We start from the raw sequence: 11,485 nt of genomic DNA, 5'->3' as shown, positions 1-11,485 counted from the left end.
TCGCGAAAATAATCTGATGCGCGAGCGTCGTTTTGCCGCAGCCCGGAGTGCCCGCGATGATATTGAAGGAAAACTCCGGGATGCCGCCGCCGAGGATGTCGTCCAGTCCGCGCACCCCGGTCGGCATTTTGCGGATGATCACTTTCCCCGGCTGGCTGGCGACTTTCGTGGGCGGTTTGGTTTTGGCCGTGTTTTTGGGCTTCTTCATGAGTGATCTCCGGTGGTGAAATTCAAATCTTCGAGGGAAAGCTTCGGCCAGACATCGCGCACCACGCGAAGCGTGAGATTGTCCCCGATGAAAGCGACCAGCAGCCCGAGCAAATGGGCGACTAAAAGCGCGCCCGCCTCGGTGGGTTCTTTCGCGTCCACCTGCTTCTCCGCTTGCTCCCATCCCTCCAGCATCCCATCCGCATTGACCTTCACCACCCGGAGCCACCGCACCTCAGTGGCAGCCACCGCGAGCGCCCGCGAGAGGACGGCGTGAAAACCGCCTTTACCCATGAGCGCCGCGAGATGCGGGCGCAGCCTCTCGCAGACGTGGAAGACCGCCGAGGGGTTCGGAACGGACGATGAATTTCCGTTCGCCTCGCAAGCGATCAGCCGTGCCGCCAGGTCGCGCATTTGGGAAGTAGCCTGGCTCATAAGGGCGTACAGAAAGGGCGGCCCGTTCCAATGGCCGGAGGGCCAATGCCAAACGGAAGCACGCTGCAACGTATCTCTACTGCCTGCACACTCCAGGAATTATTACTTCCATGCGGATTGCCACCGTCAAGGCCCTGGGCATCGTTTACGCGGCAAAAGCGCAGCTCAGCGCGGTTATCATCAGTAGTTTTTTCATGGTCCTTGGTTTGGTCTGCCGTCCCAGACGAGGATACTCCTCGCGCGGCTCTTCTCCAGCATGCGGGCGCTCCCCAGCCCCGGCCAATACCTCCTAAGCCGAGGATGGATAGCCGGGAGCTATGAAGTTCCGGAGCCTCCCTCGCCGCTCTTCTCTCGCCTTCGTCACACGCCCCCAAAATCGATCATAGCCATTGGCTATGATCACCCCCATGCTCTCCTTATATGGAGCTTCGTCATCTACGCTACTTCGTGGCCGTCGCCGAAGCCTTGAGCTTTACCAAGGCCGCGGCAAATCTGCGGCTTGCCCAGCCCTCGCTCACCCGGCAGGTGCGGAATCTCGAAGAGGAAATCGGCGTGCGCCTGCTCGACCGGGCGAACAAGCGGGTCACCCTCACCGACAGCGGACGGCAATTTCTTTACGCCGCCGGAAAAGTGCTCGCGCTGTGCGCGGAAAGCGTCGCCGCCGTGCAGCGACTGGATCGCGGAGAAAGCGCACAGCTCGATATCGGCTACGTGGCAAATATCCACTACGGGCTGCTCCCGGCCACACTCGGCGCCTTCCGCAAGCTCCGCCCGCGCGTGGCGCTGAACCTTTTCGACCTGAGCAGCGCTGAGCAATTTCTGGCGCTCGAAAGTCGCAAGATCGACCTGGGTTTTGTCGGCGTGCGACCAGAGCGGCCCAGCGCCGATCTCCTTTCCGAATGCGTGGCGCACGACACCATGCTCGTCGCCCTCCCGGCCCGTCATCGGCTTGCCGGGAAGGCGAAAGTCAAGCTCGCCGACCTCGCGCCGCTCTTCTTCATCGGCATGTCGGCCAAGACCCATCCCGGCGCCCGGGAATGGTTGCTGGCCACATGCGAGAGTGCGGGTTTTACCGGCAATATCCTGCAAGAGGCGGATGCGGAGCCGACCGCGATCAAGTTCGTCGCCGATGGGCTTGGGGTGAGTTTCATGCCCGAGCAAGTCACCAGTCTGCCGCACGAGGGTGTGGTCTTTCGTCCGCTCTCCCCACCGCTCCGCCGCGAATCGACCATTGCCTGGCGCGGCGACAATCCCTCCCAGCCGCTTCAGGATTATATCCGCATCGTGAAGGAGCTATCGCATGACCAGTGAAGTGGCGAGGCGAATCGTTTCTAACTGTGACTACTTTTGAACTCCGCGAAGTGACAAAAACGATTGTGAATGATCCTTGTGGCAGAGGACAAAAAGGACGAAAAAGGCTCACGGCGTATCAGCTAAGTTCAGAGCGTCAACTCGGTATGTAACTTCCCCGAATTCCCTCGCAGAAAATGGTCCCCCCACATCTACCGCTACGTGCCTTGCTCGTCGAAGATTCGGAGGAGGATGCACTGCAACTCATCGACGCCCTGCGACGTGGCGGCTATGAGCCGGACTGGCAGCGCGTAGAGACGGAGGCGGCACTGCGCGCAGCCCTCACCGAGCGCGAGTGGGATGTGGTCTTCTGCGATTATTCGATGCCCCATCTCAACGCGCCAGACGCCTTGCGGATACTGCGCGAAAACGGCGACGCGCTGGCCGCAATCGTCGTTTCCGGGCAGGTCGGCGAGGAGGTGGCGGTCGAGACGATGCGCATGGGGGCCAATGATTTCATCTTGAACCACAACCTCGACCGGATCGGGTCTGCGACGGCGCGGGAATTGCGCGCGGCGGCACTGCGCCGGGAACGCGGGGCCGCCGCACTGGCGCTGCGCCAGAGCGAGGAGCGCCTTCGGCAAATGGCCGAGAATCCGGCCGAGGTTTTTTGGATGACTGATCCCGCCAAGAAGCAAGTGCTCTACGTCAGCCCGGCCTACGAAAAGATCTGGGGACGCACCTGCGCCAGCCTCTACGCGGAGCCCACTTCCGCTTCGGTTCTCGACACCATTCATCCCGAAGATCATCAGCGCGTGGAAGAGGCTTTCTCGCGCCCGATCGAAGGCAGCTTCGACCTCACCTATCGGATTGTCCGTCCCGACGGGGCTTGGCGGTGGATTTATCACCGGTCCTATCCGGTGAGGAACGAGGCCGGGGAGATCTATCGGCTGGCGGGGATTGCCACGGACATCACGGAAGCGAAAAACGCCGCGCAGCAAATCTGCGAACAGGCCGCCCTGCTCGACCACGCGCAGGATGCCATCCTCGTCCAGGATCTGGACGGTCAGATCACCTACTGGAACAAGAGCGCGGAGCGGCTCTACGGTTGGACGGCGGAGGAAGTGCGCGGGTGCCGCGCGGAGGAACTCCTTTACGCAAGCCCCGAGCCCTACCGTGTCTCCCTGGAAGTGACGCTCCGCCAGGGCGCCTGGATCGGAGAGATGAGCAAGCGCCCGAAAACCGGCGGCAGCATTCTCGTCGAAAGCAGGTGGACGCTGGTGCGCGACGAGGTCGGCCGGCCCAAGGCGATCCTCGTGATCGATACCGACCTCACCGGAAAAAAAGCGCTGGAGGGACAGGTCTTCCGGGCGCAGCGGATGGAGAGCATCGGCACGCTGGCCGGCGGCATCGCGCATGATCTGAACAACGTTCTCGGCCCGATCATCATGGCCGTCGATCTTTTGAAACTGAGTGTCACCGATCCCCGCGATCTCGATTTGCTCGAAACGATGGAAACAAGCGGACGGCGCGGCGCGGACATGGTGAAGCAGGTGCTCCTCTTTGCCCGCGGAGACGAGGGCGAACGCGGGCTCGTCGGGTCGGGCGATGTCGTGAAAGAACTCGAACGAATCGTCCGCGAGACCTTTCCCAAGTCGATCACCATCGAGGCGGCCACCCCGCCGGGGACGTGGAATATCTCCGGCGACCGCACCCAGCTCCACCAGGTGTTGCTGAACTTGTGCGTGAATGCGCGGGACGCGATGCCGCGCGGCGGGCGCCTGCGGATCAGCGCGCGGAATCGGACGATCGACGAACACTTCGCGGCGATGTGCCCGGACGCGCACCCCGGTTCTTACGTGGTGCTGGAGGTGGCCGACACTGGCGAGGGCATGACCCCGGAAACGCTGGCGCAGATTTTCGATCCGTTTTTTACGACGAAGAAACGTGGCCAGGGCACCGGTCTCGGACTTTCGACCACGCGCGCGATTGTCAAAAGCCACGGTGGCTTCATGACCGTGGAAAGTGCGCCGGGGAAAGGCACGACCTTTCTGGTGAACCTTCCGGCGGACACCGCCCCGGCTCACGAGCAGTCCGTGGCGCACGCGACCGAATTTCCGCGCGGCCAGGGCGAGCTGATCCTGGTCATCGATGACGAGGCTTCCATCCGCTCCATCACCAGCCAGACGCTGGAAGTCTTTGGCTATCGGGTGATGAGCGCGGGCGACGGCGCGGCGGGCGTGGCCCAATACGCCCAGCACCGCCACGAGATCGCGGCGGTGGTCACGGACATGATGATGCCGGTGATGGACGGAGCCGCGGCCATCCAGGTGCTCCTGCGGATCAACCCCGCCGTGAAGATCATCGCCGCGAGCGGATCGAGCGGGATGGGCGCGAAAGCGAACACGCCCGTTCCGGGAGCGAAATATTTCCTGCCCAAACCGTTCAGCGCCGAGACCCTGCTGCGGACGCTGGATGAACTATTGCACGCGGGTGCCTGACGCCGGGCGGATCTACGCGCTCGGCGATCCCTCCGTAATGATTTCCCGAAGGGCGAGCAGGATGGCCCTAGTCGCGCAGGGCTTGGCGATGATGCGCTCGACGCCAAGGCGGCGGATCGTCTCGATGGCGACATCGGAACTCATCCCCGTGGTGGCGATGACTTTGACGCCGGGATTCAGCTTTTTGAGCGCGCCGATCATCGCCGGGCCGTCCATCACGGGCATGACCATGTCGGTGATGACGGCTTTGATTTCGCCGATGTTTTTCGTGTATGCGCCGAGCCCTTCCGCGCCATTCGTGCCGGACACCACGCGGTAGCCAAAAAATTGCAGCGTGTGGCGCAGCACGCTGAGCAGCGGCGCTTCGTCGTCCACGATGAGGATCAGTTCGCCATGACCGTGCAGCGCTTGCAGATCGCTGCCGCCCACGGGCGCGGGCTGGGCGGCGGCCACTGGCACCGCCTCGCTGGCGGGCACGAAGACGCGGAAGGTGGTGCCGCGGCCTTCTTCCGAAAGCAAGGTGATGAAGCCGCCGTGGCTGCGGACGATGCTGAGCGTGGTGGCGAGGCCGAGCCCGGTGCCTTTGCCTTGTTCCTTGGTGGTGAAAAAGGGGTCCCAGATTTTCTCCCGCAACGCCGCGGGAATGCCGGTGCCGCTATCGGTCACGGTGAAGACCACATGGCGGCCCGCGGCGGCGTTCGGTTGCATCGCGGCCTCGCGCTCGCTGATGTCGATATTTTCCACGGCGAGCGTGAGCGTGCCGCCGTCGGGCAGGGCGTCGCGCGCGTTCACACACAGATTCAGGAGAACCTGATGCAACTGGGTCGAGTCGCCGAGCAGCGGCCACGCGTCCTCCGCCGGGCAGAGCTGGAAGTCGATCGCCTTGGGGAAGGTCTCGCGGACGATGCTGGCGATTTCCTCCGCCAATGCGTTTGGCTGAATAGGTCGGCGCTCCCCCTCCACGCCGCGGGCAAAGGAGAGCACTTGCCGGACGAGCGAAGTCGCCCGCTGGGCGTTGCTGCTCACCAGCTCCACCATGCCGAGGCTGGAAGCAGGAAGCTGGGTGCGGAAGACATCCATCGCGAGCGTGATCGGTTGGAGAATGTTGTTCAAATCATGCGCGATGCCGCCGGCCAGCGTGCCGATGCTCTCCAGCCGCTGGACGCGCAGGAGTTTCGCTTCGAGCAGCTTTTTCTCGGTAATGTCGCGGTTGATCCCGAGGATCGACTTGGGCCGCCCGGTGGCATCGCAGACCAGCGTCCAGCGGCATTCGGCGGTGACGACGCGTCCGTCCTTTGTCCGCTGTGCGAGTTCGCCCTGCCAGCTCCCCTTTTCGTTCACCGCCCGCCGCGCCACCACCAGTTCCTCGCTGGCACTGCCGTCGTACAAAAGCACGAGGACGTTCTGGCCGGCCGCTTCGATGGCGGTCCAGCCGTAGCAGGACTCGGCTCCGCGATTCCAGAGAAGGATCGTGCCCGTGAGATCCGCGAGAATGATCGCGTCGCGGGCCTCTTCCAACAGCATGGCCTGCTCACGAACCCGCTCCGCCGCCGCCTGATGGCTCGCGGTCTCCGCTTCCAGGCGCATGTTAGAGGCGACGAGTTCGCGCGTCCGCACTTTCACGGTGCGCTCCAGCTCTTTCGTGTTGCGGCGGGCTGCTTGCAGCAGCGACCACTTCTCGGTCAGCGCGTGGGCCAGTTGCAGCACCTCCACGGTATCGAACGGCTTCTTCAAAATGAGTACGCGCTCGGGGTGACCGAGGGACTCCATCATTTCTTCCCACGACTTGTCCGAGTAGGCGGTGCAAATTACGACCTGCAAATCGGCGTCGACCTCCCACAGCTTCTGCGTCGTCTCCAGCCCATCCCAGCCGGGCGGCATCCGCACGTCCATGAAGACCATCGCATAGCGCCGGCCGGCAGCGGCCGCAGCTTGTACCAGCTCCAGCGCCCGCTCGCCTTGCGCAGCAAAACTCAACTCGAACTTCAGCCGCATCGCCGCTGAAGGCAGGTCGCCGAAAACGTCTGCCTTCGCCCCGGCAAACTCGTCCGCAGCCGCGTCCGTGCCGAGGATTTTGCGGAAGTCCTCATGGATCGCCGGGTTGTCGTCCACCACGAGGATGCGGTGGTTCTTTTCCAGAGCGGGATCGGGGGGTGGCGGGATTGGCGAAAGCGGAGGCGAAGAGAAGGGCATGGTTTATTTGCTGCCATTGGTGGCGAGCGGCAGTTCGAGGATGAAAGTGGCGCCGGCGCCGGGGCCGTCGCTGTGCACGGTGAGATCGCCGCCCATTTCCCGCGCGGTGAGCACCGCGTTGTGCAGTCCGAAGCCGTGACCGTTCTTCCGGGTAGTAAAGCCGTGATTGAAAATCCGCACGAGATTTTCCGGCGGAATGCCGATGCCGTTGTCGATCACCGCGAGCCGCACGCTTTCGTGACCGTTGCTCACCCGGATGGTGATCTGCTTGTCCGTCCGCCCGGAATCGTCGCACGCGTGTTTGGCATTGCGGATCAGGTTCACGAGGATTTGCAGCACCTTGTGCTTCTCCACCGAGATCGATGGCACCTCGCCGTAGTCGCGCCTTAGCTCGACCTCGTGGCGGGTCAGAGAGACCGCATTCATGCGCAGGCTGTCCTCCACGAGATCCGCGACCTGCAAGACCTCGGTGACGCCGGAAACCTTCGCGTAGTTCTGCTGCATGGCCACGATGTCCTTGATGTGCTCGACGTTTTCGCGCAGCGACTGGAGTTCCGCGAGAGCACTCTGCCGTTCGCGCGCGAGTTGCTCGCTGAGCTGCCGCAGAAAGCCCGGCAATTTCCGCCCCTGCGGATCGTGACCGATAAAATCCCCAACATCTGCCGTGTGTTGGTCCAGCAAGCCGACCACGCGAGCCAGATCGCCGACGCTGGATTTCCTCACGCCATCGGCCACCAACGTGGCCGAGACGTTCACGCTGTTGAGCACATTGCCGACATTGTGCAGCACGCTCGTCGCCACCTCCGCCATGCCCGCCTGGCGCGAGGCGTCCACGAGCTGTTTGTTCATCTCGTCGCGCTCGGTTTCAGCGCGCTTTCGGTCCGTCAGATCGACGAGAATATTGATCGCACCGATGATCGCACCCGAGTCGTCGAAAATCGGGTCCGGATGCGGCAGGACGTAGGAATGGGAGCCGTCCGGGCGCCGGACCATGATCGGCTCACCGCGGACCGGTCGGCCGGTGCGAAGGCACTTGGAAACGGGGATTTCTTTTGTCGGCAACGGCTGCCCTGCCATGTCGCAAGGGCACCACGAGATGGCATCGATATGATCCCCAAGCTTCGGAGCCGAACCCCACAGGGTCACAGCGGCTTCATTATAAAAAGTGAAGCGCCCCGCGGAGTCGCAGGTGTAAAACGCCATCGGCAATTGGTCGATGAGCTGACGGTAGCGCTGCTCGCTGGCCAGCAACGCCGCCTCCGCGCGTTTGCGCTCGGTGATGACCTGGGTGAAAAAAATCAGGCCACCGATTTCACCGCCCGCCTGCCGCCACGGGCGTGCCTCCCATTGCAACCAGTCGATGGAGCCATCGGCGCGGGGAAAAGGGTCTTCGTCGCAGCGCTCCACGGCGCCCGCGAGAACGCGCTGGTGGATCGCCTTCCAGCGTTCGGGCACTCCCGGGAAGATCGTGTAGTGCGATTGCCCGATGATGTCCTGTCCCGCGAGATGATAGTCCTGAATCCAGCGCTCGCTCGTCTGCATGTAGCGCATCTCGGTGTCGAGCATGGCGATCGCCGCCGGCGTGTGTTGGACAAATTGCCGGAGCAGGACCTCATTGGTGGCGAGGAGTTCCGCCGCGCGTTTGCGCTCGGTGATGTCGGTATGCACGCCGACCCATTGCCGGATGGTCCCGTCGTCCCCCATGATTGGCACCCCGCGGACCTGCATATCGCGATACGTTCCCCCGTGCGTCCGCAGCCGGTGCTCCACTTTGTAGATGGCGCGGTTCGCGACTGCTGCGGCCCAACGGCGAGGTCGCTGTCGAGTTCACGGAACATCGCGGGACAATTCACGCGGACTTGACGATTGGCGCAAACGTCGCTGCCGCAGCGCCGCTCGTTGCGAATGAAGGCGTGAGCTGCCCCGGCGTTAAACTCCACGGTGCCGGTTTCATCGTCACACCTGACGAAGCAAAGCAGCTTGGCCTTGGACGCATCGCGGGTCTCGAAAAGCACATCCGGCTTTACCGCAATGGTCGCGACCTCACCGCCACATCGCGCGATGTCATGGCGATAGACCTCTTCGGACTGACTGCGGAGGAAGTTCGCCAGCAATTCCCCGAAGTCTATCAGCGCGTGTTCGACCGCGTGAAACCCGAGCGCGATCAAAACAACCGCGCGACTTACCGCGATAACTGGTGGGTTTTCGGCGAGCCACGCGGCAACTTCCGACCGGCGCTGAACGGGCTTCCCCGCTACATCGCCACGGTTGAGACGATGAAGCATCGCCTCTTCGTTTTCCTCGATGCTTCAATTCTACCCGACAACAAACTCATCGTGTTCGCGTTCGACGACGCCTATTTCCTCGGCGTCCTTTCCAGCCGCATTCACGTCGTGTGGGCACTCGCATCGGGGAGCCATCTCGGCGTCGGCAATGACCCGGTCTATGTGAAGTCTGCGAGCTTCGAGAAGTTCCCATTCCCCACCGCGACCGAAGCACAGCAAACGCGCATCCGCGACCTCGCCGAGCGCCTCGACACCCACCGCAAACGCCAGCAAGCCCAGCACCCGAAGCTGACCTTCACCGACCTCTACAACGTCCTCGAAAAACTCCGCGCCGGCACCCCGCTCAACGCCAAGGAACAACTCACCCACGAACACGGCCTCGTCACCGTCCTCCGCCAGCTCCACGACGACCTCGACGCCGCCGTCGCCGAAGCCTACGCCCTCCCGCCCACCGCCACCGACGACGCCATCCTCACCCACCTCTGCGCCCTGAACGCCCAACGCGCCGCCGAAGAACGCACCGGCACCATCCGCCACCTCCGCCCCACCTTCCAAAACCCGACGAGCACAGCGACCCAAACCACGCTCGCTACCGGCGACGAAATCATCGCCGCCGCCGCGAAGCCCGCCGCCAAACTCCTCTGGCCGAAGTCCCTCGCCGAACAAGCCCAAGCCATCCGCTCCGCACTCGCCGCACCCACCGACGCCGCCACGTTGGCAAAGACTTTCAAGGGCGCAAAAACCGACCGCGTTGAAGACATCCTCGAAACCCTCGCCAGCCTCGGCCAAGCACGCTCGTTGCCAGATGGGAAATACGTCGGAGCGTAAGCCACTGGAAAATGTCCGAACCGCGAAATCAACACTGGCTTCCGCAGTTTTATCTCCGCCGCTTTGCTGAACCCGGCTACCGCGACAAGAAGAAGGCGAAGATTTGGCTGATGGATACGGAGACGGGGGAGGTGAGGAGGAAGAAGATTAGCGCGGTAGCCGCCGCCGAATATCTCTACTCACACGTTAAGACCGATGGCACCCGCTGTTTTCGGGTCGATAAAGACCTGACTGAACTGGAGACACTCATCGCCCGTCTCTACCCGCGCATCGCGGAAGGCTATCCCGATCTATCCGCAGCCTGGGGCATCAAGAAGCTCTCCGCCCTTTTCATCATCAGCCTCGTGCTTCGCCATCCGGGCATGGAGGAAGAGACACAGGAGATGCACCGCAAGATGGTGGACCTTTACGAGCGAATGCCAAAGGACTCGAAGGGCCGGCCTATGGTCAGTCACATCTTCGAGGATGGGAAAGCATTCGAGTTGGATACCTCCCACTACGACGAATACAAAGCCGCCGACGAAAACCGGCTGAAGCAAATGTTTGCCGAGCAGATTCGTCCGCTCGCGATGAATCTTACCGACGAGCTTTTCAAGAAACGGTGGACATTCCTATGCACCGACGAGCCCGTGTTCTTCACCTCAGATAATCCGGTAATCAAACAGCATGATGAGCTGCGAACCTTCGGCGTTCGCACGCCGGGGATGCACTTGTGGTTTCCGGTGAGTCCCACACGGATGCTCTGGATGAGCGATCGGATCGGCGATCAACCAGATGGCTTCTATCCATTGCCGGTCTCGGAGGCGCACGCCTTGAACATGTTCACGATGGCGAATGCGTCCCGATTTCTCCTCTCGCACGAGCAGCCGGATCGCCGGTTGCGGGAGTTAGACGGCTTTGTGGATCAGGCGATTCGTGAATACAAACCGACTCGCCCGCTGGACGGGCCAATTTGGTAAAGCTTCAAGCCCGAATCATGGAGCAAAGTGCTCGAACCGATATTCGGCCAGCGTCGAGAAATTCCTCTGGCCTTTGCCCCGGTTGATTCTGCCAAGCATCGTTCCGTTGATCCGGTCTTGAAGCAGCGCGCAGAGATCGTCGAACCGCCCGACGGGCACCAGCTCCCATTTGCCAACGCGATACCGCTTCTTGATGAGTGAGTGAACGGCTGCAAAGGAGAACTTGGCGCGGCCAGGCTGCTTCGAGGCGAAGTCGTTGTAGCGATCAATCAGGTACTTCGCATAATTCCGCATGAGGAGGTCGCTGCCGATGGAACCGACCGGTGGGGCAATGGTCGGACCCTTCGTTTTAGTGAAGACGACTTTCTGCGCGACAATGTTGATCTCACGATACTCGGCGAGAAGGCCATCCACCTTCTTTCCATCTGCCTGAGATAGCTCGATCTCGGCTGGCTGCTCGTGCGCCGACTTGAATCCATCGAGGACTTTCGCCGTGTAGCGCAACGGCTCAGAATCAATGACCTTGCTGTGCCGCGAGCACATGACGATGAGATTCTCGAAAGCGTGCCGCTGCTCGGCGGTCTGCTTGGCATCGAAGCGAGGCCCACCGCGACTCCGGGCGCGAATGTGGCAGATGATGCCAGTGATGGTGCCGTTGTCCTCGACGATAGGTGCCGAGCATTCGGGATAGGCGCAGCGATTGCGACAGCGGGCGAATAGCTTTTTAACGGTCGTTCTCGTCGGCTCCATTCCGAGAATTCATAGCGGATTGAGTGTGGAAGCTAAC

At 62.2% G+C, this 11,485-nt stretch carries 9 protein-coding genes; 4 read left to right on the top strand and 5 right to left on the bottom strand.

Annotated features, from left to right (window positions below):
• Both ABJF10_RS24200 and ABJF10_RS24195 read right to left on the bottom strand, forming a co-directional pair.
• Positions 1-208, bottom strand: a 208-nt coding sequence (locus ABJF10_RS24200) for an ATPase domain-containing protein (protein ID WP_348547193.1), incomplete at its 3' end; no start/stop codon positions are given.
• Entirely contained in the window at positions 205-642 is a 438-nt protein-coding gene (locus ABJF10_RS24195; RefSeq protein ID WP_348547192.1) for a hypothetical protein, read from the bottom strand. The genes ABJF10_RS24195 and ABJF10_RS24200, both read right to left, overlap by 4 nt.
• A 420-nt stretch (positions 643-1,062) precedes the next feature.
• Here ABJF10_RS24195 and ABJF10_RS24190 point away from each other — a divergent pair, with 420 nt between their 5' ends.
• Together ABJF10_RS24190 and ABJF10_RS24185 are read left to right on the top strand one after the other, a co-directional pair.
• Positions 1,063-1,953, top strand: coding sequence for a LysR substrate-binding domain-containing protein (locus ABJF10_RS24190; protein ID WP_348547191.1), 891 nt, complete (start codon positions 1,063-1,065; stop codon positions 1,951-1,953).
• 176 nt (positions 1,954-2,129) lie between these two features.
• Positions 2,130-4,433: a PAS domain S-box protein gene (locus ABJF10_RS24185; protein WP_348547190.1), complete on the top strand. Its 2,304-nt coding sequence runs from the start codon at positions 2,130-2,132 to the stop codon at positions 4,431-4,433.
• A gap of 12 nt (positions 4,434-4,445) precedes the next feature.
• On the opposite strand, the gene ABJF10_RS24180 is transcribed toward ABJF10_RS24185, so the two are convergent.
• The gene (locus ABJF10_RS24180; protein ID WP_348547189.1) at positions 4,446-6,626 is read right to left on the bottom strand and encodes a response regulator; all 2,181 of its coding nucleotides are present in this window, start codon (positions 6,624-6,626) and stop codon (positions 4,446-4,448) included.
• Between the two features lie 3 nt (positions 6,627-6,629).
• A complete protein-coding gene (locus tag ABJF10_RS24175) occupies positions 6,630-8,405 on the bottom strand; it encodes a PAS domain S-box protein (RefSeq protein ID WP_348547194.1) in 1,776 nt (591 codons plus the stop codon).
• An 80-nt stretch (positions 8,406-8,485) separates the two neighbouring features.
• Here ABJF10_RS24175 and ABJF10_RS24170 point away from each other — a divergent pair, with 80 nt between their 5' ends.
• Both ABJF10_RS24170 and ABJF10_RS24165 read left to right on the top strand, forming a co-directional pair.
• Positions 8,486-9,739 carry a hypothetical protein gene (locus ABJF10_RS24170; RefSeq protein ID WP_348547188.1) on the top strand — a complete coding sequence of 418 codons (1,254 nt, stop codon included), beginning with the start codon at positions 8,486-8,488 and terminating at the stop codon, positions 9,737-9,739.
• A gap of 11 nt (positions 9,740-9,750) precedes the next feature.
• Positions 9,751-10,698, top strand: a complete 948-nt coding sequence (locus ABJF10_RS24165) for a DUF4238 domain-containing protein (RefSeq protein WP_348547187.1) — start codon at positions 9,751-9,753, stop codon at positions 10,696-10,698.
• A 15-nt stretch (positions 10,699-10,713) separates the two neighbouring features.
• Here the strand turns inward: ABJF10_RS24165 and ABJF10_RS24160 are convergent, their stop codons facing one another.
• Positions 10,714-11,448 (bottom strand): hypothetical protein, encoded by a 735-nt coding sequence (locus ABJF10_RS24160; protein ID WP_348547186.1) that lies wholly within the window; start codon positions 11,446-11,448, stop codon positions 10,714-10,716.
• Between the last annotated feature and the right edge of the window lie 37 nt (positions 11,449-11,485).

The organism is Chthoniobacter sp. (genome assembly GCF_040003245.1).
Lineage (GTDB): Bacteria > Verrucomicrobiota > Verrucomicrobiia > Chthoniobacterales > Chthoniobacteraceae > Chthoniobacter.
Note: the sequence above shows the minus strand (reverse complement) of the source record. Positions and strands in the feature narration are given on the sequence as shown.

Bases quoted from the DNA above. Each gene is read 5' to 3' on its own strand.
- ABJF10_RS24195 (WP_348547192.1), bottom strand. From the start codon at position 642: ATGAGCCAGGCTACTTCCCAAATGCGCGACCTGGCGGCACGGCTGATC.
- ABJF10_RS24190 (WP_348547191.1), top strand. From the start codon at position 1,063: ATGGAGCTTCGTCATCTACGCTACTTCGTGGCCGTCGCCGAAGCCTTG.
- ABJF10_RS24185 (WP_348547190.1), top strand. From the start codon at position 2,130: ATGGTCCCCCCACATCTACCGCTACGTGCCTTGCTCGTCGAAGATTCG.
- ABJF10_RS24180 (WP_348547189.1), bottom strand. From the start codon at position 6,626: ATGCCCTTCTCTTCGCCTCCGCTTTCGCCAATCCCGCCACCCCCCGAT.
- ABJF10_RS24165 (WP_348547187.1), top strand. From the start codon at position 9,751: ATGTCCGAACCGCGAAATCAACACTGGCTTCCGCAGTTTTATCTCCGC.
- ABJF10_RS24160 (WP_348547186.1), bottom strand. From the start codon at position 11,448: ATGGAGCCGACGAGAACGACCGTTAAAAAGCTATTCGCCCGCTGTCGC.